Below are 24,330 nucleotides of genomic sequence, written 5' to 3' on the forward strand. Positions count from 1 at the left end.
TATTGAGAAGCTCTTTTGCTTGTAAAAGGTTTATAAAAATTTTCAGTGATTTTTTCTTTTAAAAGGTCCCTGTGGTGCAATGATTTCCAGATTGGTTCCATCCGGATCCTGAAAATAAGCGACAGCGGTACCAAATCCGGATTTTAAACCATCTTCTTCCTGAAATACAATAGGTTCTCCCTGAGGCTCTATACCTATTTCCTTTAGCCTTTGAACTGCTGCATCGATATCATCAACTTCAAAACATAAATGCATAGCACTGATCTGATCATTTTTATAGGAAGCTTGTTCAGATTCTGGAATGACATACTCCAGGATATCTATATTGAGGTTGTCAAGATGCAGATTGGCATATTTGATACGGGTGTCTTTTAATCCTTGTGTTTTTGCCATTCTTTCACCTCCTATTTCATCGATATTGGAAACTTTTGTTCCCGTTAAGGCTTCATAAAAAGCAATTGATTTCTCTAAATTTTTAACGGTAATACCAACATGATTAGCTCGGGTAAAACCTTGATTTGATGATTTTTCCATTGTTTGAAATTTTGTGATTATATAAGTGTTATGGCTCTTGATTCAGTTGTAGAACATTTGCGTTTAAAGGCTGTTCAATTTTACGTTGCAATTTTTTGTCATTCAATGTAATATAAATTTCCATAGAACCTGTTCCTACTTTTAATGACAAAATATGACCGCCATATGCATCAAATTTTTCATCTGTTGCGATGCCATGAATATGTATGGAAGGTCCTTTTTCGTTCCAAGCGACTGAACCGGTTAGGTTGCCCATTTCTACACGGTTGAAAGTTTTAGGATTGAATTTTTTCTTATTAAAATCGTAGAATCCAAAAGTGACTTCACTTGCAAAACCAATTCCTGAGAAATTGGCAAATGGAATTTTTTCATTGACTGCCAGTTTTTCAATTTCTGCAATTACATTATCGCCTTCACGCAATACCATGATATATCCGGTTTGGGTTTTATTGTAACGTGGAATCTCTGTCTTAGAGACCTGTTGAGCAAATATATGTACGGTGACAAAAAACAGTAATGCTACAAGGCGAAATTTTTGGATTAAAATCTTCATTTTCATTAATTTAAGCTCAATAATGATTATGTTAAATTACACATTATTACTGAAAGTTTAATAAATAGCGACAGGATTGATGTTAACCTGAGTAGATCCTTTATAAAGAGGCTGTCCTAAAACAAACATAAATTCCCATATCTTTTCTTTTACCAACGGACGGCTGTCAATTAATTCCAGATTGTAAATTCCTTTTTTAGCCAGCATAAATTGATTGATTGGAAACTCTTCCTTACTTTTTGGGTTTGGATAAACCTCAGAAGCCCACGTATCACCTCCAAAAGCAACAATACCCTGATCGGCAAGCCATTTTGCGGCTTCCATGCCGATGCCTGGTTCAACTTCTAAAAACTGTTTGCTGTCCTTACCAATGAGTTCAAGCCATCCTGTATTAAAAAGGACAACGTCCCCTTTTCTAAGGCTAATTCCCTGTTTTTTTAATACTGCTTTAATATCGGATGCTGTAAATTCTGTTCCTCCGGGAACAATGGATTTTCCGTAATAAGAGGTCATATCCAGTACAACCCCGCGGGTTACAAATGGAGGGACTTTTTCAATACCTAATTTTTTCACGCCCTCTACGGTTACAAAATCAGCAGCTTTATTTCCGTTGTAATAGGTATTGTTGATTCCGATATGTCCAATTCCATTAAGCTGTGTTCCGACACCAGTCCAGCCATTGACCAATTCATCATTGAATGTGAATTTATTGGTGCCAATACTTTGGCCACCCTGTTCCCCGGGTTGGATATTGTACAAATTAAAACTTCTATGGCGGAAAGCAGGAAGGTTTTTATCAATAGCAACAGCTAGTGGTAATGTTTTACCTTGTTTTACCAATGTAATAGCTCCTTTTACCACATCAGGAGTTAAAAGATTAGCTGCTCCTATTTCGTCATGAGCACCATATGAAGATGGATACCATGATTGATCTTCAGGGTTGATATATTGGTTTTGAGCTTTAATGGATATTGTATTAAAAGCCAATAAAGCTGCCAACCCGAACATTGTGATCAGATTATTTTTCATTTTCTGTAAATTGAGTGATTGAGAAGAAAGAAAAACTCTGCCAACATTTTCTGAGAAAAGAACCTGTTGACAGAAGTTTCTATATTATATTTTATTTAATGCTGAATTGATGGTATTCAATTCTTTCTGAGAAAGATCAACAGACATTGCCTGTGCATTTTCAATAGCTTGCTGAGCATTACGGGCTCCGGCTAATACAACACTTATAGCAGGCTGTAAGCTTGTCCAACGTAATACCAATTGAGAAACGCTGGCATTTTTTTCCTCTGCCATAACTTCCAGAGTTTCTAAGAAGGTTTTTACTTTTTCAAGATCAAACTGGGCAAAATACCCATTACGGTGATCATCAGCTTTTAGCTGAGCCTTTTTAAAATATTTACCGGTTAATAAACCTCTCTCCATTGGACTGTAAACAATAATTCCAGTATTGTTTTCCAAAGAATAAGGTACAATATCTTTTTCTATAGCCCTGTTCAGCATACTGTATGAAACCTGATTGCTTGCCAGTTGAATTGTTTTGGAAGCCTCTTCCATTTGTTCCACAAGGTAGTTACTAACTCCCGCAGTACGGATTTTTCCCTGTTGGATCAAAAGCTCTAAAGCTTCCATTGTTTCGCTGATAGGCGTAGAGTTATCTGGCCAGTGCAATTGTAGAAGATCAATATAATCTGTTCCCAAACGTTTTAAACTTTCTTCAACTTCTTTGATTATGTTTTCTTTAGAAGCAAATTTATATACCGGAAGTGTTTTACCAGCTTCTTCGGCATTAAAAAAGAACTCTCCTTTTCCATTATTACTTCCATCCCATACCAAACCAAATTTAGTTAATAACTGAATTTTTGAACGGTCTTTTCCTTTAATGGCTTCCCCGATCATTTCTTCACTTAATCCAAAACCGTAAAATGGGGCAGTATCAATAGAGGTTACTCCGTTATCCAAAGAAGCATGGATAGAGTTTATAGAATCTTGTTTTTCATTTCCACCCCACATATTTCCACCGATGGCAAAAGCACCGTGAGTAATGACTGATAATTCAAGATCAGTATTACCTAATTTTCTATATTCCATTTGTTGTCTTAAAATTTTTGAAATTTATTTGTTTAATTCTTTTAAAATAGCTTCACCAACAGCTTTTGCAGATTGCGGATTTTGCCCGGTAATGACTCTTTGATCTGTTACAACATGCGTCTGCCAAAGCCCTGATTTTTCGAATTTTGCGCCTCTTGCTTTTAACTGTTCTTCCAGAAGGAAAGGAACAACGTTCGTTAATTTTACTTCAGCTTCTTCCTCATTGGTAAAAGCGTTGATCTTTTTACCATCAACAAGGTATTTACCATCATTCAACTTGATATTTACCAAACCAGCCGGACCGTGGCATACTCCTGCTACAATTCCGCCGTTCTCATAAATTTTCGAAGCAATGGAAGCGAGTTCCGTATTGTCTGCAAAATCCCACATAGCACCATGACCGCCAGCATAAAAAATAGCTGAATATTCGTTTGGTTTTACCTGAGAAGGAGTAAGAGAATGGTCAATTTTGTTTTTGTATTCTTTATTTTCCCAGAACTCCTTATTTACAGGATCTTTAAGATCAAATCCATCAACTGGAGGAGTTCCTCCCTTAGGACTTACAAAATCGATATCATATCCTGCATGGTGAAGAACTTCCCAAGGATGAGAAACTTCTCCTAAATAATATCCGGTATTTTCTCCGGTATCTCCTTTTTTGTCATGACTTGTCACAACGAATAAAATTTTCTTTTTCATTTTAATTGATTTTTTTGTTTGTGAATTGATTAATCCTATCATGAATAGGCTAAGTACCAGAAACGCAAGTTTTTTCATGATTACAAAATGTTGGTTTTATAAATTTGAGGAATTTCCTGCAACTTTTCATCAATCAGAGCTCCAAAAGCCTGGATATAGGGTTGCTGATTGTGCTGTTGAAGTCCTGCAGCATCTTTCCATATTTCGTAGAATACAAATTCATTCTTATCCTCTATTCCCTGATGTAAACTGTAGAGCTCGCAGGACTCTTCTTTACGGGTTTCTTTTACCATATTTTGAAGAACTTCCAATACTTCTGCCTGATGTTCTTCTTTTGCTTTTATAATTGCTGTAAGATATATTTTCATAATAATTTAATTAAATAAAGTTTTCTATTGAAGAATATTGTGGATTCCAACCCAATTCTGTTTTTGCTTTATCAGCACTACATAAACTGTTAGAAGCAAAACCAAAATATCCTCCTGCAGGACCAAATTTATTGACTGCTTCCTGTACGTTTAAAGATTGTGCCGGGTTTAGATTATGTTTTCTACTGATGTTCTCAGCAATGTTTTTTATGGTTGATGAACCGTTCTCTGCATAGTAAATAGAACCCGCCTTTGCATTTTTTAAAGCTAGTACATATAAATCTGACAGATCTTCAATATGTACGTTTGACCATATATTCTCTCCTTTTCCGAAATAAATGCCAAATCCTTTTTCTTTTGAAAATTGAGTTAAGGCCGGAATCTGGATGCTGTCTTTTTTTAGACCTAAGCCTGTACCATATACCATTGTGGGTACAATAACAATACTTCGGATGTTTTTTTGAGCAGATCGTAAAACATAATCATTAATAAGAACTCTTGAAGCCATTTCCAGCCTGGGATTTAAAGGAATATCTTCAGTGAAGACAAAATCGCTTTTTTCTCCATTTTCCTTTCCGCCGAGAATTGCCGAACCTGAGGTGAAAATTAAGGTCTTACCACTTCCTTCCAAAGCATTGATGATACTGTCCACTGCATAAGCATCATCTGCAGAATCTGCGTTGTGGATAATGGCATCAGCATTCGCAATAGCAGATTTTAAAACCGATTCATCATGTATATTTCCTATAATGGATTCGATTCCTAATGATTCCAGTTCTTTTACTTGTGCGTTGTTACGAACTAAGCCAATTACATGATAGCTTTTTTCTTGTAGCTTCTTGGCAATTGTTCCACCAATATAGCCTGTAATTCCTGTGATCAGTACCTTTTTCATTACACGTATTGTGGTTTTAGTTCTTTTTCAAAAACATTTTTAATATGACTTTGGTAAAGTTTCATATCACGTTCTATATTAGCGTTCTTTTCTACATCATGGAAGTGGAAACTATCCATTTTTTGTAAAGAAACAAAGGCATTCATTCTATGAAACCCAAATAATGGTCCATCATCTACACTTGTTTCGCTGAAGAATTCTCCGGGTAATGTAAATGCAGTTTCAGGCGCATTCCAACTTGTTGTTACCATATATTTTCTTCCGCCAAGCATTCCTCCGGTTCCATAATTGATCTCAGGATTCTCTGCTGTTCTGCCATCACTCAGATAAATACCTTTGGCATGACCTGCAGTAAAAACATCATCGATGTATTTTTTAAATCCATTAGGAAGCTGAAACCACCAGATCGGAGTATGGTAAATAATATAATCTGCCCACACGAATTTCTGAACCTCTTCATTATTGTCATAACCTTCTGCAACATTAGTTACCTTAACTTCTACATTTTCAAAATATTTTAAAGCTTCTAATGTGTTGTCAGCGATTGTTTTATTATATTTTCCTCCAGAATGTCCAAAGTTTTGACCACCATTAATTATTAATACTTTTTTCATTGTTTTATGATTGTTTAAAATTGATAGTGCAAAGTTAGTTCCTGTCGTTCTATGATAAAAATAGTATAAATTATAGTTTAGTATCAGAATAATGATATATTAAATTTAAAGAATTATGGGTGAATATCATATTGTCCTTTAATCTTATTACGGTATTTCTCCAGTAATTTTGTTTAGCAAATTGAATGAAGTATGATACAGATAGCTATCTTTAGTGATGTCCACGGAAATCTTCCCGCTCTGGAAGTCGTATTGAATGATATTAATGAAAGAGGAATTACACAGAAATTCTGTTTGGGTGATTTGGTAGACTTTGCTCCATGGGGAAATGAAGTGATTGAGCTCATTAAAGAAAAAAATATTCCATGTATACTGGGAAATCATGACGAAAGGATTGCTTTTGATCTTCCTGTTGTTCCTTTAAATAAGCATTCTCAAGAAGAAACCATAGCCAGATTTTCAGCTATTGATCATTCTAAAAAATACATTACAGATGAAAATAAATCATTTCTGGCAGAGCTTCCTTTTCATTTAAAACTAAACTACAAAATAGGAAAGAAATATTGGAACATTCAATTGGTGCACTCGAGTTTACAGAGCAATGATACCTACTTGTATGAATCTGAAAATGATGAAGTTTTTATGGAAATGCTGAATGCTTCTCAGTCTGATGTTCTTGTAATGGGGCATACCCACTTATCCTTTAAAAAACAGATGGAAGGTAAATGGGCAATTAATAGCGGTTCTGTAGGTCGCTCGAAAGAAGAGAATCGATTAGCCTCTTATCTGATTCTTACCTTAGATGAAGAAAAAATAAATCCTGAAATTATTCAGCTGGAATATCCTATAAATGAGGTTATTCAAAAAATTGAAGCCAGTGAGATTCCAGATTATTATGCTTTTTTTCTAAGAAATGGGAACGTTTTATTATCTCAATAAAAAAGGAAACAAAATCTAAAAATTGATATTCTTTCTGATCCGGCTAAGAGATTGTTGGGTGATTCCCAAATAGGATGCAACATCACTTAATGGAAGTCTAAGCATAAGATCGGGGTACTCAGAAATGAATTTATGATATCTTATGGATGCTTCTTCACCCATTAAACGGTTTCGTACCTTTATTTTCTCCAGTAGGGTTTGCTGCGTAATGCTTTCCAGCATATTTTTAAAATAAGGAAGCTTTTCAAACAATTCATTTAATTTTTTCTTTGGAAAAACAAGTACTCTCACGGGAGTGGCAGCAATAATTTCCTCCCTGGAAATAACCTCTTCTGTGAAACTATATAAGATTGTACAAAACTTATTTTCTTTAATAAAAAATTGGATGACTTCATTTCCTTTTTCATTGGTAGAAACAATTTTTAAAATGCCATCTGCCACAAAGAAAAGTTCCTTTGCAATTTTACCTTCATGCAGCAGAATCTCTCCTGATTTGATTTCTCTGATCTCAGTATAATGATAGATAAGATCAAAGTCTTCTTTAGAAATTTCTCTGATGGAATTTAGAAACTTGTGAAATGTGTGAATGTCATCTTTCATTGTATAAGAATAGCCTTTATACAAAGATATTATAATTGTTAATTCGAAGCATAGGTATCATCTATCTATTAGTATTCTAATTATTTTGTAATTTCGCATTATAATTTAAATACTTTAATATGGTTAATTTAGAATGGTATCGCACCTTTAAAGAGATCTATAAGACTGGTACTTTGACCGGGGCCGCAGAAAGTTTATTTATTTCTCAGCCTGGGGTAAGTTTACATTTAAGTTCTCTGGAAGCCTATGTAGGATATAAATTATTTGACCGTACAGGACGTAAAATGATGCCCACAGAAAGAGGGAAAGTTCTTTACAATGCGGTTTTCGAGCCTCTTCAGAAACTTGAAAATGTAGAGAAGAATTTTCAGAAATCTACTGAAAAACATACCCCAACAATAAGTGTAGGAATGTGTTTTGAGACTTTTCAAACCACTTTAGAGCAGTATGTTTCTTCACTGCCTTTTAATTTGATTATCAGCTTTGGGCAATATCCTGAAATGATCGATCAGCTGGATAAAGGGATTTTAGACCTTATTATTACCCCTAAAAAAGGATCTTCTATAAATATTGAGCATGAAGCTTTTTCATCGGAGCAGATTATTTTGGTAGGGGGCAAAGATGTAGATGTGGAGAGCTTTAAAAAAGTATTAAAGACGAAGGATTTTACGAAGATCGAAGACTGGCTTAAACAGGAGAAATGGTATGGAACAACTGGTGATATGGAGCATCTGTTTCAATTCTGGATCTTAAATTTTGGACATAAACCGAATTTTCGCCCTAATTATATCGTTCCCAATCTTAATTCTATTATTCGCTGTCTGAAAGGAGGAACAGGATTAGCCGTAGTTCCTGATTTTTTATGTAAAAATGAAATTGAAAACGGTGATATTCAATTGATCTGGGAAGGAGATAAGATGTTAGAAAATACATTATACTTCGGATGCCGTAAAAAAACCAGCTACCAGTCAGAGATAGGTCATATTAAAAAATTATTCAGAGAAGTGATGAATTAAAAATTCTAAAACGATCATATCCCGCATCTGAATTCCATTTTCAAAAATAGGGGTAGAGTAGTTTTCAATAAAGAAATCTTTGCGTATTTCTTTTTTAACAAAATCATTTTTCTCGTAAAATCTGATCTGTTGGAAACCCGTATCTGAGGTGCCCACCAAGAGTGATGAAAAGTGGTTTTGCTTAGCTATTTCTTTTGCTCTATCAATTAAAAAAGTACCAATACCCTGACTGCGAAAGTCACTGATGACGGCCATATTTTTGATTTCTAATTCAGCATCATTGTTTTTATATAAAGCCATAACAGCGATATCCCTGAGGTTATCATGTAATATATAAATATCAGATTTGAAAATATATTGATCAATAGCTTCTCTTGTTTCATCAGCAAGCAATAACAGTTCATAAGGAATATCTGATTCCTGATCAACTTTATAGAATATAAAATCACTCATTTATAAACCCATATGAGTGATGGGGTAGTCTTTACCTGAACCGTCTTTTTCAGACCTCCCCACCTTGTTAAACCCCATTTTTTCATAAAAACCGATCGCTTGTGGGTTCTGTTCATTGACGTCCAGCTTAGAGAATCCTATTTGGTCTTTCATAAATTGATAAAGCTTTTTTCCATAACCTTTTCCACGAAAATCGTCATGAATGAATAGCATTTCTAAGGTATCTTCGGCTACAGATGCAAATCCTTTAGTTTCATTATTTTCCGTTATCAGATAAACATCCAATCGGGGAAGATAATCTTTTGGGATTACTTCTTTAAAATAATCAAAGTCCTTTTCACTAAGAAAATCATGCGTCGCCTTCACTGAAGATGTCCAAATTTCCATGATTCTAGGATAATCTTTTTTCCCCGCTTTTACAATGTGATAAGACATAATTTATAATTTCACACAAAAATAAACAAATTAAAAATTTCATAAAGGCGCGATGTATGGAGCAAAATTTCAATTTTTTGTTGCAAATTTGTTTAACCTTTACATTAAAATTAAAATAAAGAATTATGCAGAAAAAAACGTACATCGGGCAGCCAGTTGTTACTTTGAACAACGGAGTTGATATACCGGTATTAGGATTTGGTGTTTGGCAGATTGATGATTTAAAAGTTTGTGAAGATGCAGTGATAAAAGCAATTCATACAGGATATAGGATGATTGATACGGCATCTATTTACCTTAATGAAAAAGCAGTAGGAAGTGCTGTGAAAAATAGTGGTGTAAATAGGGATGATCTCTTTATCACCTCAAAACTTTGGGTACAGGATCACGGATATGAAAAAGCTAAAGCAGCATTTCAAAGAACATTGGACAGACTGCAATTAGATTATCTGGATATGTATCTTATTCATTGGCCATATGGAGATTTCTTAGGAGCATGGAAAGCACTGGAGGAATTATATAAAGAAGGAAAAATCAAAGCTATTGGGGTTTGTAATTTTACTGCTGAAAAATTGGACGAATTAAAAGCAAATTCCACCGTTCTTCCTGTGATCAATCAGATTGAATTACATCCAATTTTCCAGCAAAAAGAAATGCAGGTTTACGATCGCGAAAATAATATTGTGACTCAACCCTGGAGTCCTTTAGGGAATGGAAATGCAGAACTTTTACAAAATACATCATTGAAATCGATTGCTGAAAAATACCACAAAACGGTTGCTCAGGTGATTTTAAGATGGCATTTACAGGAAGGATTTGTGATCATTCCAAAGTCTGTAACTCCATCCAGAATTGAAGAGAACTTTAACGTTTTCGATTTTGAATTAACGGAAGAAGAAATGAATGTAGTACGATCTTTAGATACAGGGAAGAGATTGTTCTTTGATCCGAAAGATCCTGAATGGGAACAAAAAATGCTGAAATCTGTGGCTGATATTTAATTTTAAAAATTATAGTCATCGTTTTTAATTGAATGTGAAGATTCAGTTACAATAATGGGACTTAAAATTGTCTATCGAGATAAGATAGGATTAACCAGAAATAAATAAGATGAAATTTGGCAGGTTAAGGTAATTATGATCTCCTTCCTTTAAGGATTCAAATATATTTAGGTAATTTTAAATAAAAATATTCAATGGAATGGCCTACTATAATTGCTGAAAAACTAAGTATAAAATACCCTATTATTCAGGCTCCTATGTTTGGAGTAAGTACACCGGAAATGGTTGCCGCTTCAATGAATATCGGTTGTCTGGGAACTCTTGCTTTGGCAGATTTATCTGCTGATCAATCTGCTAAACTAATTCAGGAAACAAAGAAATTAACAGATCAGCCTTTTGCGGTTAACATTTTTGCCCACTATATTCCTGAAATAACGAATGATCTGCAACAGAAATTTATAAAAACCAAGCTCTTTATCGAGCAGCTGGCAAAAGAAAGCCATTTAGAAGTTAATCTTCCGGATCTTGAAAATATTAAAATAAATAGCTATCATGAGCAAATCGATGTGATTATTGATGAAGGCTGTAAGATCCTAAGTTTTACTTTTGGAAATCTGGATGGTGAGAGTATTCAAAAGCTAAAAGAAAATGGAGTACTGCTTATTGGAACCTGTACATCAGTAGAAGAGGCTCTGTTATTGGAGAAATCAGGAATAGATATTATTTGTGTACAGGGAATTGAAGCAGGAGGTCATAGAGGGACCTTTGATGCTGAGGACGTACCACAAATTGGTGGCTTGTCTTTATTGTCACAGGTATACGATCATGTTGCTATTCCACTCATTTATGCTGGAGGTCTTTATAATGCAAGAACATTATATGCTGCAAAAGAGCTCGGTGCAAAGGGATTTCAGGTAGGCAGTATTTTATTGGCTTCCCAGGAAAGTGCCTTGCGGCTATTTGAGAAAGAAAAGCTAAAAGCTGTAAACGAAAGAGACATTGTTTTAACCAAAAGTTTTTCAGGTCGCTATGCAAGAGGAATTAAGAATAAATTTATTGAAACATTAGATAATTCAGAATATGTTTTACCTTATCCTTATCAGAATAAATTGACCAATGAGTTGCGTAAAGTGGCCAAAACAATGTGCAATACAGATTTTGTAAACATTTGGTTAGGCCAGTCAATCCACAATTACAGTGAACTTTCAACAGTTGATATCTTAAAAAATCTTATTCTCGAAGTCAAGGAAATATAAGAAGAAATTGTTTTATTTTTGCAGGCTTTAAAGGAGAGTATATATGAAAAAAATATTTTTACCATTCGCTTTATTTTCAATGGCAGCCTGTGCGAGTGATAGTGAGGATTTTAATACTTCAAATGATGCATCGATAATCGGAAAATGGTATATTGAAAAAGTTGAAGTGTTTAAATCTAAAAATCAACAAACACAAACCATGACTTCAACTGAATGTAAGAAAAAAAGTACCCATGAGTTTAAGTCAACAAACATGACCTCTATAACCTTTGCCCCACAAGGTAATAATTGTATCCAAACTGATGTAGTAACCAGAAATTATACTTTTAATACGGCTAATAAGAAGTTTTGGTATGAAGGAGAGCAGGATTATCCTTACTATATTACTCAGTTGACACAGACAGACATGGTGATGGAAGATAGACTTGAGGATTTTGATAATGATGGAATCAATGATGTTATCACAAGATTTTTTAAGAGAATAGATTAAAACAAAAACTCCTTTCAAATCTGAAAGGAGTTTTTTATTATTTCGTTAAATCTAAACCACCAAAGTTACCTGAGCTCATCATCAGGAAAACACCTTGGGTCTTATCTAAGAGATCCCAGTAGGCGTGAAGCTCTTCAGCATTGGTAAAGACCTTTAAATGGTCGTTTTTAAATTTTTCCTTGATCAGGTCCGGTGAGATAGGGTCCATTCTTTTGATCTTTAAAGCATCTTCAGAATAGAAGACTATAGCTTCATCCAAACCATCCATTGCATGGTCGTATTGCTCCAGAAAAGCAGGGTTTAAGCTTGAATAAGTATGAAGCTCCAAGAAGCCATATTTCTTATCTTTCCTAAATTGTTCATTAAAGGCTTTTACAGCCGCTTTTACTTTGCTCGGAGCATGTGCAAAATCCTTATAAAGAGTAGCTTTATCTGCTCTTTCTACTTTTTCAAGACGTTTAGAAGCTCCTTTAAAGCTCATAATTGCTTCATAAAAATCCTCATCCATTATACCCAGTTGTCGGCAGATGTTTCTTGCACCCTCCATATTCAATAGATTGTGTGCTCCAAAAACAGAAAGAGGGATATCACCCATTTCAGTTTTTAGTAAAACTTTACCATTGCTGATTTCATATTCTGGAGTTTTATAAGGTATTTTTCTGAAAAAATTCTCTGCATTTTCAACGACTTTTACTACTTCTGGATCTTCCTCATTGTACACTAAAACACCACCAGGAGTTATGCTTGCTACGAATTTTCTAAACTGTTCTATATAATCATCGAATGTTTTGAAAACATTGATATGATCCCATGCAATTCCACTTAATAGAGCAATATTAGGCTGATATAACAAGAATTTGGAACGAAGATCAATAGGAGAGGAAAGGTATTCGTCCCCTTCCAATACCATAAAGTCATTGTCTTGAGTTAATTTTACCATACAGTCAAAACCTTCCAATTGTGCTCCTACCATAAAATCTACCTCTTTCTGATGGAAATTTAGAACGTGAAGAATCATTGAAGTAATTGTCGTTTTTCCATGTGATCCGGCAATAACGACGCGGGTTTTATTTCTTGACTGCTCGTAAAGGAATTCAGGATATGAATATATTTTTAAACCCAATTCTTTTGCTTTTGCTAATTCAGGGTTATCCTGATGAGCATGCATTCCTAAAATGATGGCATCAATATCAGAAGTGATTTTTTCAGGAAACCAGCCCATCTCCTGGGGAAGAATTCCTTTATTTTCAAGTCTTGATTTTGAGGGTTCAAATATAGCATCATCTGAACCTGTCACCTGATATCCTTTATCTTTTAATGCAATAGCAAGATTATGCATGGCACTTCCGCCTATAGCAATGAAATGGGTCTTCAACTTTACTTATTGTTTTTTAACGTTGTTATTAATGATTTCCTGGAAAGCATTGGTAATGTTTATCCAATTGGTCTTAAAATTTGGCATAATAAGACTTGCATCTGTTCTGCTTCCTTCGTTAGGACCTTTTTTTATATTAATAGAAGTTGTCACAGCATCGTATAATTTTTTGTGATCTTCCTGTATTCTTCTAAAATTATTTTGAGAAAGAACGTTATCAAGTTTTTTTAAGTCCTCATTTGAAACCTTAAAATCCTGTTTGATCTTTTTTCCTTCACCCTCAAAAGAATAATGTGCTGTATTATCTTTAATAAGCAAGTTTTCATAGACAGGAGCATATCCTCCGCTTTTAGAATAGCTTATATCGAAATCCGAATATACTTTTTGACTGTTACATGAAACTAATACTATGATTGTGAATAAGATCCCTATTATCCTTTTCATATTTAATTTGCCTTTTTTTAATTATCTGAATCCTTTTGTTCCAATTTTTTAGCTTTTAATTCTTCATCATATTGGTGCAGTAAATTAAAATCCTCCGTTTGTTCAATAGCTGTCATGATTTTTAAAAGAATCTGGTGGGCATTTTCTTTATCATAATCGATATCAAGCGGTGCTTTAAATTCCATAGTTGGTTTTACACCTGTTACTTTTACACGTAGTCCTTTTTTATCAAATGCTCTTCTAAAGCCATTGATCTTAATAGGAATTACAATCGGACGCTGGTTTTTTACCAACTTGGCAGTACCTCTTCGTCCCTGAGCAAAAGCAGATGTAGTACCTTGAGGGAAAGTAGCTACCCAACCATTATCCAAAGCTTTCATTATATTATCAACCTCTGTAAGGTCTACCATTCTGTTTACATTTTTCCCCTCAGCTCTCCATGTTCTTTTTACAGTTACAGCTCCGGCTATTTTAAAAATCTTAGGAAGAATACCTTTATTCATGGTCTCTTCTGCTGCTACATAGTAAAAATCGATCTTCGGATTAAGCAGATAGATCGGATTTTTAATAGTGTTTAAATAACCATTGTTTACAGCACAAAATGCGTGATACATTGCTGCTACATCTGCAAAATAGGTCTGATGGTTGGATACAAATAACACATTAGAATCAGGAAGATCCACAAGGTGTTCAGTACCCGTTATCTTTAGTTTATTAAAACCATTGAATCTTCTATAAGATACAAATCCTAAAATAAAAATAATTAACCTTTTCAAAAAGTAAGGTGTTCCGAATGCATCGGTGAAAATATTTTTCTTCGCCATCTCTCAATTAAACACGGTAGTGCAAAGTTACATTTTTTTCAGTAACTGACTGAATTCACTTAATATCATTGCTGTAGCGCCCCAAATAATGTATCCATTAAAATTGATCACCGGAACTTCTTGTCCACCAGCGCTGTCCAAAGCCATAATTTCTGGTTGATCCGGAAGATTTAAAAAAGAAGTGATGGGAAATTCGATCGTTTCTACAGCTTCACTTTGCTGTAAAATGAAAACAGGGTTCTTTTTGGTATATGAGATGTAAGTGTAAACGTAAAAGTTGCTTGGTGGAATATAAATAGGTGATATCTCTCTTATAACTCTTACATAATGTTTATCAATTCCTATTTCTTCCGAGGTTTCACGAACTGCTGTTTCAGCAAAATCTCTATCCATTTCTTCTCGTTTTCCACCAGGCAAAGATATCTGCCCGCTGTGTCTGTCATGTTCGTTTACAGTTCTTTGAATTAATGGGAAATACCATTCATCATCTTTTAAATATAAAACAATATTTACTGCGGCAAATTTTGGATTCTTTTTTAAGATTTCATCGTGGTTGAAAATAGGACGTGAGGGTATGGAAAATACCCCATGAGCATGCTCTCCAGGTAGCTCTACATTTTTAATTTTTCTTAATAAATCTTTTCCAAAACTTTCCATAGCTCAAATTTAGCAATATATCTTGAAGAAAAGAATAGCCATTAACATTAATTAACCATTGTTTTAAGCTTATTTTAGCATATAGGTTTATGATTTGCTTATGCTGTGGCTATCATAAATTTTATTTAACCGACACAGTTGGAACATGTTTTACTTCGAAGTTGACAGAGTTGGCAATAAAACAAAATTCATGTGCCTTTTCGTGAAGTTGTTTTGCTTTTTCTATCATTGATTCCGCCGTAATAATCACTGCAGGATTTAATATAACTTCTTTAAAACGACCACTGCCGTTCGCTGTTTCCTCCATAATTCCGGTTGCATTATCCATATAATCTGTTACAATGATTCCTGCCTCAGAACAAAAATGCAGATACCAGAGCATATGACACGAAGATATAGACGATAAAAGCATATCCTCAGGGTTATGCTTGGTCTTATCTCCCCGAAATGCAGGGTCAGAAGATCCTTCGATGATTGTTTTGTTGGCTATTGAAATAGTATGACTTCTTTCATAGCTACGATAATTGCTCGTGCCTGTTCCTTTGTTTCCTGTCCATTGGATGGTGGCTGTGTAGTGATGCTCTTTCATAGACTATTTTTTAGTGGTTTTGCTAATTTAAAAATAAAAAAGCCCCTAGAAAACTAGAGGCTATAATTTCGTATTAATTAGAATATCCTGATACTTCTTCTTTTTTAGAATTGTAAATTTTGTATTCTAAGTACTTAAAAGAATCCCTTGGGACGATGGTTACCCATTTTTTATATTTTACAAACCATTTCATCTGGATGCTTTTAATACCTTTAGTAAGGTAAGCTTCTACGAATGGGTGTACATGCAGATAAAGTTTCCCTTTATCCTTTTGCATAATATTTCTGATGGTTTCTTCCATCCTTTCCACAATAACAATAGGAGCTATTATTTCTCCGTCTTTATTAGGGTTTTCTTCTTTGGTTTCGATTTGTTTTTCCGGACGATTTCTCTGTCTGGTAATCTGTATCAATCCAAATTTACTTGGAGGTAAGATTTTGTGGCGAGCTTTGTCGCGCTTCATTTCTTCTTTCAGATGTTCATACAAATCTCTTCTGTGATCGGCGTTTGGCATGTCGATGAAATCGATTACGATAATTCCGCCCATATCACGAAGACGTAATTGTCTTGCAATTTCTGTTGCTGCCATTTTATTCACGTTGAGAGCGTGTTCTTTATTGGCTGCATTTCCGGTAGTAATATTATTTCCGGAATTCACGTCGACTACGTGTAAAGCTTCCGTATGTTCAATAACAAGGTAAGCTCCCTTAGAACTTGGAATGTTGACGTGTTTTCCAAAGCTTTGTTTAAGCTGTTTTTCAACATTGTAATATTCCAGAAGAGGAATGTGAGAATCGTAAAACTGGACAATATTTTTTCTTTCAGGAGCAATTACCTCTACATAGTTTTTCATTTCCTCTACCATCTGTTCATCGTCACAAATGATGCTTACGAAATCCTGATTGAAATTGTCCCTTAAAATAGATGAAGCTTTATCTTCTTCGCTTAAGACCTTAGATGGAACTTTATTTTTTTGAATATTTTTAAAAGTGCCTTCCCATTTCTGAATCAGCTGATTCATATCGTTGTGAAGGTCTGCAACTTTCTTTCCTTCTGCAACGGTTCTTATAATAACACCAAATCCTTCAGGTTTGATACTTTCAATAAGAGTCCGCAATCTTTCCTTTTCCTCAAAACTTCTGATTTTTTTAGAAATGGAAACTTTATTGTCAAAAGGTATTAAAACCAAAAAACGCCCTGTTAGGGAAATCTGGGTAGAAATTCTGGGCCCTTTAGTAGAGATAGGTTCTTTGGTAATTTGTAGCAGAACAATGTCATCTTTAGCAATGACTTTCTCTACCGTTCCGTTTTTGTCTATTTCGGGCTGTATCTCGAAATTTTTTAAGCTTGAAGTGCTTTGCTTTTTAGAAATAGTATCTTTTAAAAACTTTTTATACGTAAGATATTGTGGACCTAAATCCTGATAATGCAAAAAAGCATCTTTATCATAACCGATATTTACGAATGCGGCATTAAGATTAGGTGCCAGTTTTTTTACTTTTCCTATAAATAAGTCTCCAACTATAAAATCACTTTTGTCCTCTTCCTCATGAAGTTCACATAGTCTTCCGTCTTCCAGTAATGCAATCTTTGTAAGTTCATCCTCATGCGAAACTATTAGTTCTTTCTTCATTTTGTTATAAGATAAAATTGTTAAGATTATAGGGAATAGGCATGGTGTTTTGTAAATAAATTCATTTTTAAATTTAAGAATTAGTATTTAAAGTTATGCTATTTATTTCAATAAATAAAACCAATCCTGATTCCTTGGGAATCCTATAGTTACAAATAAAAATATAGTCGGTGTAAATTAAAAAATTAAAAACACCAACTATATTAATATATTATGAATCTCGAAAAAAGAGATTATTTTTTCTTATGTCTGTTCGCTCTTCTTCTTTTCTTTCTTTTGTGAGTTGCAACCTTGTGTCTTTTTCTTTTCTTTCCGCTTGGCATAATTTTAAATTTTTTAGTAACTAGTTAATATTCAGTTAATTTTTATTTTACTGCAACTTTAGTCTTTACTTTCTCAACAAAAGATTTTGATGGTTTGAAAGCAGGAATATTATGAGCAGGGATCTCAATTGCAGTGTTCTTAGAAATGTTTCGTCCTGTTTTAGCAGCCCTTGTTTTAATTATAAAAGAACCAAAACCTCTTAGATAAACGTTATCTCCATTATACATAGAAGTCCTGATCTCCTGCATAAAAGCTTCTACAACTTTCTGTGTTTCATTCTTTTCTGTTCCCAACTTATTTGAGATGGTGTTTACCAATTCTGCCTTTGTCATTTCCTTTTTTAATTTTAAATTTTAGGTGTGCAAATTTAGTTAAAAAAATTGAATACTAGCAAATTAGTGGCAAAAAAATTTCGATAAACGGTTGAGGTTTTTGTATTTACTCTATATGAATATTACGTTAAGATGTTTTTACATGCTGGAATTATAATATCCGTTTTCTACACAAAATCGGATCAGATGCAGTTTGGTTTTTAATCCAAGCTTCTCTGTTAGCCTGTTAATATAGGTGTCAATGGTTCTCGTACTTAGATTAAGTTTCTCACCAATTTCCTTATTACTAAAGCCTTCGTAGCAGAATTTCATCAATTGTATCTCGGTAGGAGAAAGCTCTTCCTGGCTCTTTTTCTGTCTGTCCATGTATTCCATTACAGCAAGAGGTTGCTGTTCCCATTCTTTGGAATACGCTTCGTAATTGAACGTATTTGAAGTAACCTGTCCTTTAATGATATCCCTTATTACGTTACTTTTTTTCTCGCAATAATAAAGGTTTGGGATTTTAGAAAGTATTTCAGCCATATCTTCCTGATAGGTCCCGGAATAGGTAATGATAGGCGTTTCAGTATTACTTTTTCTGATGTATTTTATAGCTTCAATTCCACTCAATATGGGCATGAAAAGCTCAATAATAAAGACATCTTCTTGTCTTCTGTAGATTCTGTTTACAAGTTCGTGCCCGTTATTACAATCATTAAGAAGCATGTAAAACGGATTTTCCAAAAGTGTTTTGACAAGTATTTTTTTAAAATAAAAATCACTGTCAGCTATTGAAAATCTCACGGTATTAGATAAAATTTTATTCACTTTAATATTTAATATCGATTTGGCCTATGATAATTAAATTTAGAGGCCTAAATTAAGAAAAACTTATGAAAGTTAAAATTAATCTTAATTTAAATGAGAAATTGGTGGGTATATCACGGAAAAGTTAGATATTGTGCAGGAATTTTTTTTTTTATACTTTCACAGACCCAAAACAAATCACAATTTATGTCTTCAAATAGAGAGAAAAAATTAAATAAGTCGGACGTCAGAGTAGGCATTTGGAAATTTGCTCTATCTTTTGTTGTCCTAGCCGCTGTTTCATTCACCAGCGTATTTTTCTTTTTTAAGAGTTACGATGAACAAACAGAGGGCGTGAGTCGAGATGCCGAAGCCTACAACGAATTATTGGGTCGTAGTGATATACTCAGAGTTCAGGTGGATACGATCTACAGTAGAATGGGTATGCTTAACAGAGCCGAAAATGATATTCTTCTAAGAAGAAATATTATTGATAACATAAATGATGTTAAAAACATCATGAAAAAAGATAGCATTGACAACTTTAAACAGTATGCTATTCTAATGAAGCAAATAGGTAGTATGCTTGCTTTGAAAAACCACATTGTAGATGTTTCCAATCATAAAAGGATTGCCATAAGAGACCTGAACAGCTGTACAGGTAAGGTAGGGCATGTGGAAAATATACTGAAAGAAGATCCTACCAGAAAGTTCACTGGAAGTAGAAGAAAAAGATAATAGTTATGCAAGGACAGATTACATTATCCAAAAAAGAAAAGCAGTATCAATTTTTCTATTTGATTTTAATGCTTTTAGCGGCACTTATATTTCTTGGAATCATCTTTTTGAAGAGGTTTAAATCACCTTTTTCGGAAGACGATATTATTTCAATTCAAAAGCTTGAACAAAAAGCAAAGTTTGATCAACAGCAAAAGGTTACCTTAAAATTACTGGATAGTACATTCGTTAAAATAACCCGACTTAAGGATGAAACCACTGAACCATTTGTTGAAAACGATATCCAGACGGGAATTCTGGATATTGATAACGTTTTTGGCAATGATTTTATTGATATCAGGAAAGAATCCTATTCCCAGATTTCTCTGTTTTACAAAATGTACTTTGATGACAAAAAGATTATTTCCACTACATCTGAGGATATTAAACTCTTTGAAAAAAAATATCAGGAATGCATGATCGGTCTTAAAGACAAAAAAGATCGGGTATTTCAACGGGAAAATGCATTAAAAGCAAGAAGCCAGTAAATCAAAAATTATTATTCACAAATCACATCACAATTATAACTATGAATTATTTTGAAAAGAACAAAAAGAACATTATTATCGGTGTTGTCGCGACATTGCTAATTGCGGCTCTTGTTGCATTATGGCTGCAGAAGAAAATCATTCATTCTGCAGATGATATTGTAGGAAGTGTTTATCCATCTACTTTAAGCGTAGGAGACACACTGGTATTTGAGGATACGACACAATTTGCCAAAAGTAAAAAATGGAACTTTGGAGATGGTCAAACTTCAGAAAAAAGCAGTGGTTTCCATTTTTACAGCAAACCGGGATATTATCCGGTAACGCTTATTATTGATAATAAATACTCCAAATCCTTTCCCGTATTAGTTTCTGCGAGAGCAATTCAGAAAGCAAAAGATACGGCGATGGTTAAAACAACAATAGAAGCTCCATCTCAGGCAATGCAGCATGAGAATGTGCAGTTTAGAGCAATTTCAGATGCAAAGGAGTTTAGCTGGAAATTTGGTGAGACTCAAAATACTGATTCCAGAGATAAACTGGCAATTTATTCTTATAAACAACCGGGTGATTATATCGTTACATTGTACACTAATCAAAGTCTGGAACCTGTTATTCACCATATCAAAATTCTTCCTTATTACGATGAGTTAGAAGATGGAGAAGTAAGTGTAGAAGATGCTTATGCCAAGATCGATGATGACTTTAAAAGACATTTGCAGCAAATTGCAAATGGAAGCAACTTCAATTCACACTATAATTATTTACTTCAAAAATATCTTTGTAATAACGAAAATACAGTAGTGAAAGTAAATGATAGTAAAGCGAACAACTTCTACATGTACTGTGCGGGACTTCAGTTTGACAAGAATACCATTATTCAAACTGTAAAAGTTAATTTTGATGATACACAGAACTGCGTAACCAAAGTTGATATCAACCAAAGTAAATAATTATAACCCTTTATTGGGAACACCAAATCATAAAAGAAAATTAGGATGAGAAATAAATTTCCTCTAGCAGCATATTATATTGGAGTTTCAGTTTTACTTATAAGTTGTCAAGTAAAATTACCATCAAAAAAAACTCCTGAACCGGCACAATACGGGCAAATTGATAATGCCTCAGTAATTAATGGCTATCCGAAAAAGTCAGCTCCTTGGATTGCCATTTCAGATCGATCCAGAAATACGGCGTATCTTGATAAGAATGATGAAAAATCATATAAAGAAGTTAAATTTTTAGAGCCTCTAATGGTTCTAAAACATAGAGATGGAATGGTAAAAGTAGCGGAATATGTTCCTGATGCTTTAATGAAAAAAATCTCATCAAAATCTATTAAAACCTACGGTTGGATTCCCGAATCCGAACTTCTGCTTTGGAACAGCTCACTAAAAGATGAGAAAACGGGTTATCCGGTAAGGGTGGCAGTAGTTCCTAGTAATAGTGATGTAATCAGAAGTGCTGAAAGATACTATAAAAATGATTCCATTATGGTTTTCAATTCTCCTAGTTTAATTGAAAATGCTAATGTGAAAATTCCTAATGGGCAGATCGTATATGTCTATAAACAAGCAGAGAATAATAAGAGATTTTTGGTCGGAAAAAGGCCAAATATTGATATTGACAGTATCAGCACAAGTTTATACGGCTGGGTAAGTTCAAACGTGATTTCAGCGTGGGGTGAGCGTTCTGCGGTAAAAATGAAAAATACAACAGAAGTTAAAGAGACTGCTTTAGGATTACACGAAGGCGCTCCTGGTGGGAGTGATGGAATAAACAGAACAGCAGTTCTTTTAACAGATGTTAATAAAAGAACACCGCTTGAAAATATTTACCCTGTTAAACTTGCATTAAAAGATACTCCGACTCCAGATTCGAAGACTAAATATTTCACTAATATTTTAGATTACAGTAAAAATTATGTTTTCAATGTACTTGGTGAGCCTATCTATTTTGATCGTTACCGAGAGATTACCGAGAGAAATAAAAGAATAAATATTGTATTTGTATTAGATATCAGCGGACCAAATACTCCGTATGCACCTATTGTGAAGTCTTTATTACAGGATTTACAGCTGAGATTTGAAAAACCTTCTTATTTCAATGCAGTAAAATATGGTGTTGTTCTATATAAAAACAATACATGTGGTGATAATGTAGCTGTATCTAATCTAAGTCAGGATTACAGTAAAATAACAACATTCATAGATCAAAAGTCTAATGAAATGAATTGTCCGACTAATAGTGGATATCAACCAGTTAGTGAAGGTTTAATAGCGGCGGGAGATCTTCTTTCTTCAGTTCCTGATGAGACCAACCTTGTAATTACAGTTGGTACATCTGCTAATCAGAGTGGAAATATGTTTGGTGTGATTAACTCTCTTACGCAAGCGCAGGCAAGGTTGATTATGTTCCAGACAAGTGCCAGATCTTCTGATACCTATAATGATTTTGTATTGCTCGGAGAAAATATTGTTGCGAATACTGCAAAAAATATTGCTGAACTTAAAAAACAAAAGATCATTAACCAGAGTGATGTTTTAACCAAAAATAACTTTAGTCTTATTGAAGGAGACGAAGGTTTCTTCTCTCTGGATTATCCAAAGCAAAGTATGTCACAAGGATTTGTAATTTTCCCTAAAAAGGGTGATATTGCAGCTCCTGGATATTTGAAAAAATCTGTTGACAGTTTAATTTCTCAGGTAACGCTTGACAATTCAACAATCGACCACTCTCTGAATGAATACTTCCATTCTTCAGTAGGAGCTGGAAAAACAGATGTAGATGCAAAATATAAATACTTATACACGGGACTTACGAATCCTGTTCCTGCAGGAATTGCTGCACAGTTGATCAATTATGGAAGTCCGTTCTTAGTGAAAGGTTATATTCCCAAAGAGTTAAAAGATTATCAGCCTGGCCTTGAAAAAGGTATTTTGATTTCTGAAACGGAATATGATAATCTTAAGTCTTTTTATAAAGAAGTTTATGAGAAAACAGGTGCTGAAAGATTAGATTTTAATCAGTCTAAAGCAGTTAAAGAATATGTTCGACTTCTCAAAAAGTATAATCCAACGACGAGATTTTTAGATAAAGGTGATCTGTATGAGCAGCCAATGTCTTATGCTGTGGGATTGACTACAGGTTTTGATAACTCAGATGAAGAGTTAATGTCTAAATACAAACTTAAAGGATGGAAAAAGTCTAAGATTGTTTTAAATGAGACGGTAAGAAAATATTTTCTGAATTATAAAAATTTGTCAGAAAGATTACTAACGCATAGAAATAATCCGGCGGTTAAGATTCAGCAAAATGGACAAACATTCTATTGGCTGAACGAATATTTCATGCCGACGATGCTTCCTGTGGAAGAACCGGAATATACTAAACATTAATCACTCACGATAGGTAAAAGGGCGGAAATTTATTTCCGCCCTTTTTTATGTTTAATTTAAAGGAAATTAGAGGCTTATATTTCGTAATTTGACTTAAAATGTTTCCTGGTATTAAAAATTTTTAAGTTGCTTTAAACTATTCATATGAGGCATATTTGAATATTTTGACAGGTCTTTTATCATATAATTAAAACATTGAATCGTAGAACTACTACAAAAAATAAAAATTGCATTTAAAAGCTTTTAAGAAAGGAATAAGGATGTTATCTTTGTTTCACAATCACTGAGTCACAAAATACTATTAACGATAAAAAATTTACAATAATGGCAGCAAATTCAAGAGGAATTTTAAAATTCAACGGAGGCGAAGGTCAAAAGTTATTAAAACTTAACTACAGTGTTTCCAGATCTACAGATGTATCAGGAAGAGTAGCATCCGATCCCTCAAACGCACTTATCAAAATTACAGTAGAAGCTACGGATAAATCTGATATCCTTGAAAGCTTGCTAAATGGGAAATATAAACCAACAACAGGAGAAGTTACATTTAATAAGTCTCACGAAGAAGGCACTCTGATTACTTTAAAGTGGGAGAATGGATATGTAATCCAACATGAAGTAGATTTTGATGCAGTAGACGAAAACAGCATGTTGATCAGCTTTGTAGTAAGTGCAGAGAAGATCGATTATGGTTTGGCTGCTTTCGAAGGTTTATGGCCAATGAGCTAATTAAAAGCGACACATTTAATC

General features: G+C 34.0%; 29 protein-coding genes. 10 read left to right on the plus strand and 19 right to left on the minus strand.

Features of this window, described 5'->3' with window-relative positions; genetic code table 11:
• Positions 1-42: 42 nt before the first annotated feature.
• From J7E44_RS10365 to J7E44_RS10400, 8 genes are all read right to left on the minus strand, one after another.
• Positions 43-534, minus strand: coding sequence for a VOC family protein (locus J7E44_RS10365; RefSeq protein WP_214829037.1), 492 nt, complete (start codon positions 532-534; stop codon positions 43-45).
• A gap of 28 nt (positions 535-562) precedes the next feature.
• Positions 563-1,087, minus strand: a complete 525-nt coding sequence (locus J7E44_RS10370; protein ID WP_214829039.1) for a PPC domain-containing DNA-binding protein — start codon at positions 1,085-1,087, stop codon at positions 563-565.
• A gap of 57 nt (positions 1,088-1,144) precedes the next feature.
• On the minus strand, positions 1,145-2,116 hold the full coding sequence (locus J7E44_RS10375) for a cyclase family protein (protein WP_214829041.1): 972 nt from the start codon (positions 2,114-2,116) through the stop codon (positions 1,145-1,147).
• 84 nt (positions 2,117-2,200) lie between these two features.
• The gene (locus tag J7E44_RS10380; protein ID WP_214829043.1) at positions 2,201-3,184 is read right to left on the minus strand and encodes an aldo/keto reductase; all 984 of its coding nucleotides are present in this window, start codon (positions 3,182-3,184) and stop codon (positions 2,201-2,203) included.
• A gap of 24 nt (positions 3,185-3,208) precedes the next feature.
• Positions 3,209-3,883, minus strand: coding sequence for a type 1 glutamine amidotransferase domain-containing protein (locus J7E44_RS10385; protein WP_251040543.1), 675 nt, complete (start codon positions 3,881-3,883; stop codon positions 3,209-3,211).
• A gap of 80 nt (positions 3,884-3,963) precedes the next feature.
• Positions 3,964-4,251, minus strand: coding sequence for a putative quinol monooxygenase (locus J7E44_RS10390; RefSeq protein WP_214829047.1), 288 nt, complete (start codon positions 4,249-4,251; stop codon positions 3,964-3,966).
• Positions 4,252-4,261: 10 nt separating this feature from the next.
• Complete coding sequence (locus J7E44_RS10395; protein WP_214829049.1) at positions 4,262-5,146, minus strand: NAD-dependent epimerase/dehydratase family protein; 885 nt, start codon at positions 5,144-5,146, stop codon at positions 4,262-4,264.
• Positions 5,146-5,760 carry an NAD(P)H-dependent oxidoreductase gene (locus J7E44_RS10400; RefSeq protein WP_214829051.1) on the minus strand — a complete coding sequence of 205 codons (615 nt, stop codon included), beginning with the start codon at positions 5,758-5,760 and terminating at the stop codon, positions 5,146-5,148. Before J7E44_RS10400 ends, J7E44_RS10395 begins: the two co-directional genes overlap by 1 nt.
• A 192-nt stretch (positions 5,761-5,952) precedes the next feature.
• Between J7E44_RS10400 and J7E44_RS10405 the strand changes: the two genes are divergently transcribed.
• Entirely contained in the window at positions 5,953-6,699 is a 747-nt protein-coding gene (locus tag J7E44_RS10405; RefSeq protein WP_214829053.1) for a metallophosphoesterase family protein, read from the plus strand.
• A gap of 15 nt (positions 6,700-6,714) precedes the next feature.
• Here J7E44_RS10405 and J7E44_RS10410 read toward each other — a convergent pair whose 3' ends face one another.
• The gene (locus J7E44_RS10410) at positions 6,715-7,299 is read right to left on the minus strand and encodes a Crp/Fnr family transcriptional regulator (RefSeq protein WP_214829055.1); all 585 of its coding nucleotides are present in this window, start codon (positions 7,297-7,299) and stop codon (positions 6,715-6,717) included.
• A 119-nt stretch (positions 7,300-7,418) separates the two neighbouring features.
• Between J7E44_RS10410 and J7E44_RS10415 the strand changes: the two genes are divergently transcribed.
• Complete coding sequence (locus tag J7E44_RS10415; RefSeq protein ID WP_214829057.1) at positions 7,419-8,315, plus strand: LysR family transcriptional regulator; 897 nt, start codon at positions 7,419-7,421, stop codon at positions 8,313-8,315.
• On the opposite strand, the gene J7E44_RS10420 is transcribed toward J7E44_RS10415, so the two are convergent.
• Positions 8,292-8,768: a GNAT family N-acetyltransferase gene (locus J7E44_RS10420; RefSeq protein WP_214829059.1), complete on the minus strand. Its 477-nt coding sequence runs from the start codon at positions 8,766-8,768 to the stop codon at positions 8,292-8,294. The two genes, J7E44_RS10415 and J7E44_RS10420, sit on opposite strands and share 24 nt — an antisense overlap.
• Entirely contained in the window at positions 8,769-9,203 is a 435-nt protein-coding gene (locus tag J7E44_RS10425) for a GNAT family N-acetyltransferase (protein WP_214829061.1), read from the minus strand. It lies immediately after the preceding gene.
• Between the two features lie 125 nt (positions 9,204-9,328).
• On the opposite strand from J7E44_RS10425, the gene J7E44_RS10430 reads away from it, so the two are divergent.
• The 3 genes from J7E44_RS10430 to J7E44_RS10440 all read left to right on the plus strand — a co-directional run bounded on the left by J7E44_RS10430 (position 9,329) and on the right by J7E44_RS10440 (position 11,950).
• A complete protein-coding gene (locus tag J7E44_RS10430) occupies positions 9,329-10,204 on the plus strand; it encodes an aldo/keto reductase (RefSeq protein WP_214829063.1) in 876 nt (291 codons plus the stop codon).
• Between the two features lie 194 nt (positions 10,205-10,398).
• Positions 10,399-11,460 (plus strand): NAD(P)H-dependent flavin oxidoreductase, encoded by a 1,062-nt coding sequence (locus J7E44_RS10435; protein WP_214829065.1) that lies wholly within the window; start codon positions 10,399-10,401, stop codon positions 11,458-11,460.
• A 43-nt stretch (positions 11,461-11,503) separates the two neighbouring features.
• Positions 11,504-11,950 carry a lipocalin-like domain-containing protein gene (locus tag J7E44_RS10440; protein ID WP_214829067.1) on the plus strand — a complete coding sequence of 149 codons (447 nt, stop codon included), beginning with the start codon at positions 11,504-11,506 and terminating at the stop codon, positions 11,948-11,950.
• Between the two features lie 37 nt (positions 11,951-11,987).
• Here J7E44_RS10440 and J7E44_RS10445 read toward each other — a convergent pair whose 3' ends face one another.
• From J7E44_RS10445 to J7E44_RS24250, 8 genes are all read right to left on the minus strand, one after another.
• A complete protein-coding gene (locus J7E44_RS10445) occupies positions 11,988-13,325 on the minus strand; it encodes a UDP-N-acetylmuramate--L-alanine ligase (protein WP_214829069.1) in 1,338 nt (445 codons plus the stop codon).
• Positions 13,326-13,331: 6 nt separating this feature from the next.
• Positions 13,332-13,769 carry a hypothetical protein gene (locus J7E44_RS10450; RefSeq protein ID WP_214829077.1) on the minus strand — a complete coding sequence of 146 codons (438 nt, stop codon included), beginning with the start codon at positions 13,767-13,769 and terminating at the stop codon, positions 13,332-13,334.
• A 17-nt stretch (positions 13,770-13,786) separates the two neighbouring features.
• Positions 13,787-14,593, minus strand: a complete 807-nt coding sequence (locus tag J7E44_RS10455; RefSeq protein WP_089029229.1) for a lysophospholipid acyltransferase family protein — start codon at positions 14,591-14,593, stop codon at positions 13,787-13,789.
• Positions 14,594-14,620: 27 nt separating this feature from the next.
• The gene (locus tag J7E44_RS10460) at positions 14,621-15,250 is read right to left on the minus strand and encodes an NUDIX hydrolase (protein WP_214829083.1); all 630 of its coding nucleotides are present in this window, start codon (positions 15,248-15,250) and stop codon (positions 14,621-14,623) included.
• A gap of 121 nt (positions 15,251-15,371) precedes the next feature.
• The gene (locus tag J7E44_RS10465; RefSeq protein ID WP_214829085.1) at positions 15,372-15,839 is read right to left on the minus strand and encodes an OsmC family protein; all 468 of its coding nucleotides are present in this window, start codon (positions 15,837-15,839) and stop codon (positions 15,372-15,374) included.
• A gap of 73 nt (positions 15,840-15,912) precedes the next feature.
• Positions 15,913-17,472, minus strand: a complete 1,560-nt coding sequence (locus J7E44_RS10470; RefSeq protein ID WP_214829086.1) for an Rne/Rng family ribonuclease — start codon at positions 17,470-17,472, stop codon at positions 15,913-15,915.
• A gap of 365 nt (positions 17,473-17,837) precedes the next feature.
• Positions 17,838-18,128 (minus strand): HU family DNA-binding protein, encoded by a 291-nt coding sequence (locus J7E44_RS10475; RefSeq protein ID WP_002984212.1) that lies wholly within the window; start codon positions 18,126-18,128, stop codon positions 17,838-17,840.
• 138 nt (positions 18,129-18,266) lie between these two features.
• Entirely contained in the window at positions 18,267-18,938 is a 672-nt protein-coding gene (locus tag J7E44_RS24250) for a LuxR C-terminal-related transcriptional regulator (RefSeq protein WP_214829088.1), read from the minus strand.
• Between the two features lie 186 nt (positions 18,939-19,124).
• On the opposite strand from J7E44_RS24250, the gene tssO (J7E44_RS10485) reads away from it, so the two are divergent.
• The 5 genes from tssO (J7E44_RS10485) to tssD all read left to right on the plus strand — a co-directional run bounded on the left by tssO (J7E44_RS10485) (position 19,125) and on the right by tssD (position 24,309).
• On the plus strand, positions 19,125-19,655 hold the full coding sequence (tssO, locus tag J7E44_RS10485; RefSeq protein ID WP_214829090.1) for a type VI secretion system TssO: 531 nt from the start codon (positions 19,125-19,127) through the stop codon (positions 19,653-19,655).
• Between the two features lie 5 nt (positions 19,656-19,660).
• Positions 19,661-20,182 carry a type VI secretion system TssO gene (tssO, locus tag J7E44_RS10490; RefSeq protein WP_214829092.1) on the plus strand — a complete coding sequence of 174 codons (522 nt, stop codon included), beginning with the start codon at positions 19,661-19,663 and terminating at the stop codon, positions 20,180-20,182.
• A 41-nt stretch (positions 20,183-20,223) separates the two neighbouring features.
• Positions 20,224-21,135, plus strand: a complete 912-nt coding sequence (locus J7E44_RS10495; protein WP_214829094.1) for a PKD domain-containing protein — start codon at positions 20,224-20,226, stop codon at positions 21,133-21,135.
• A 45-nt stretch (positions 21,136-21,180) separates the two neighbouring features.
• The gene (tssR, locus tag J7E44_RS10500) at positions 21,181-23,580 is read left to right on the plus strand and encodes a type VI secretion system protein TssR domain-containing protein (protein WP_214829096.1); all 2,400 of its coding nucleotides are present in this window, start codon (positions 21,181-21,183) and stop codon (positions 23,578-23,580) included.
• A gap of 324 nt (positions 23,581-23,904) precedes the next feature.
• Positions 23,905-24,309, plus strand: coding sequence for a type VI secretion system tube protein TssD (tssD, locus tag J7E44_RS10505; RefSeq protein WP_214829098.1), 405 nt, complete (start codon positions 23,905-23,907; stop codon positions 24,307-24,309).
• Positions 24,310-24,330: the final 21 nt, after the last annotated feature.

It is taken from the genome of Chryseobacterium sp. ISL-6, from assembly GCF_018613715.1.
In the GTDB taxonomy this organism is placed as follows: Bacteria; Bacteroidota; Bacteroidia; order Flavobacteriales; family Weeksellaceae; genus Chryseobacterium; species Chryseobacterium paludis.

What these genes read in the sequence shown, in the direction of transcription:
- J7E44_RS10465 (WP_214829085.1), bottom strand. Translation starts at nt 15,839, where the DNA reads ATGAAAGAGCATCACTACACAGCCACCATCCAATGGACAGGAAACAAA.
- J7E44_RS10390 (WP_214829047.1), bottom strand. Translation starts at nt 4,251, where the DNA reads ATGAAAATATATCTTACAGCAATTATAAAAGCAAAAGAAGAACATCAG.
- J7E44_RS10370 (WP_214829039.1), bottom strand. Translation starts at nt 1,087, where the DNA reads ATGAAGATTTTAATCCAAAAATTTCGCCTTGTAGCATTACTGTTTTTT.
- J7E44_RS10475 (WP_002984212.1), bottom strand. Translation starts at nt 18,128, where the DNA reads ATGACAAAGGCAGAATTGGTAAACACCATCTCAAATAAGTTGGGAACA.
- tssD (WP_214829098.1), top strand. Translation starts at nt 23,905, where the DNA reads ATGGCAGCAAATTCAAGAGGAATTTTAAAATTCAACGGAGGCGAAGGT.
- J7E44_RS10405 (WP_214829053.1), top strand. Translation starts at nt 5,953, where the DNA reads ATGATACAGATAGCTATCTTTAGTGATGTCCACGGAAATCTTCCCGCT.
- J7E44_RS10450 (WP_214829077.1), bottom strand. Translation starts at nt 13,769, where the DNA reads ATGAAAAGGATAATAGGGATCTTATTCACAATCATAGTATTAGTTTCA.
- J7E44_RS10385 (WP_251040543.1), bottom strand. Translation starts at nt 3,883, where the DNA reads ATGAAAAAGAAAATTTTATTCGTTGTGACAAGTCATGACAAAAAAGGA.
- tssR (WP_214829096.1), top strand. Translation starts at nt 21,181, where the DNA reads ATGAGAAATAAATTTCCTCTAGCAGCATATTATATTGGAGTTTCAGTT.
- J7E44_RS10470 (WP_214829086.1), bottom strand. Translation starts at nt 17,472, where the DNA reads ATGAAGAAAGAACTAATAGTTTCGCATGAGGATGAACTTACAAAGATT.
- J7E44_RS10495 (WP_214829094.1), top strand. Translation starts at nt 20,224, where the DNA reads ATGAATTATTTTGAAAAGAACAAAAAGAACATTATTATCGGTGTTGTC.
- J7E44_RS10380 (WP_214829043.1), bottom strand. Translation starts at nt 3,184, where the DNA reads ATGGAATATAGAAAATTAGGTAATACTGATCTTGAATTATCAGTCATT.
- J7E44_RS10400 (WP_214829051.1), bottom strand. Translation starts at nt 5,760, where the DNA reads ATGAAAAAAGTATTAATAATTAATGGTGGTCAAAACTTTGGACATTCT.
- J7E44_RS10440 (WP_214829067.1), top strand. Translation starts at nt 11,504, where the DNA reads ATGAAAAAAATATTTTTACCATTCGCTTTATTTTCAATGGCAGCCTGT.
- J7E44_RS10410 (WP_214829055.1), bottom strand. Translation starts at nt 7,299, where the DNA reads ATGAAAGATGACATTCACACATTTCACAAGTTTCTAAATTCCATCAGA.
- J7E44_RS10365 (WP_214829037.1), bottom strand. Translation starts at nt 534, where the DNA reads ATGGAAAAATCATCAAATCAAGGTTTTACCCGAGCTAATCATGTTGGT.
- J7E44_RS10435 (WP_214829065.1), top strand. Translation starts at nt 10,399, where the DNA reads ATGGAATGGCCTACTATAATTGCTGAAAAACTAAGTATAAAATACCCT.
- J7E44_RS10460 (WP_214829083.1), bottom strand. Translation starts at nt 15,250, where the DNA reads ATGGAAAGTTTTGGAAAAGATTTATTAAGAAAAATTAAAAATGTAGAG.
- J7E44_RS10395 (WP_214829049.1), bottom strand. Translation starts at nt 5,146, where the DNA reads ATGAAAAAGGTACTGATCACAGGAATTACAGGCTATATTGGTGGAACA.
- J7E44_RS10425 (WP_214829061.1), bottom strand. Translation starts at nt 9,203, where the DNA reads ATGTCTTATCACATTGTAAAAGCGGGGAAAAAAGATTATCCTAGAATC.
- tssO (WP_214829090.1), top strand. Translation starts at nt 19,125, where the DNA reads ATGTCTTCAAATAGAGAGAAAAAATTAAATAAGTCGGACGTCAGAGTA.
- J7E44_RS10375 (WP_214829041.1), bottom strand. Translation starts at nt 2,116, where the DNA reads ATGAAAAATAATCTGATCACAATGTTCGGGTTGGCAGCTTTATTGGCT.
- J7E44_RS10415 (WP_214829057.1), top strand. Translation starts at nt 7,419, where the DNA reads ATGGTTAATTTAGAATGGTATCGCACCTTTAAAGAGATCTATAAGACT.
- J7E44_RS10455 (WP_089029229.1), bottom strand. Translation starts at nt 14,593, where the DNA reads ATGGCGAAGAAAAATATTTTCACCGATGCATTCGGAACACCTTACTTT.
- tssO (WP_214829092.1), top strand. Translation starts at nt 19,661, where the DNA reads ATGCAAGGACAGATTACATTATCCAAAAAAGAAAAGCAGTATCAATTT.
- J7E44_RS10430 (WP_214829063.1), top strand. Translation starts at nt 9,329, where the DNA reads ATGCAGAAAAAAACGTACATCGGGCAGCCAGTTGTTACTTTGAACAAC.
- J7E44_RS10420 (WP_214829059.1), bottom strand. Translation starts at nt 8,768, where the DNA reads ATGAGTGATTTTATATTCTATAAAGTTGATCAGGAATCAGATATTCCT.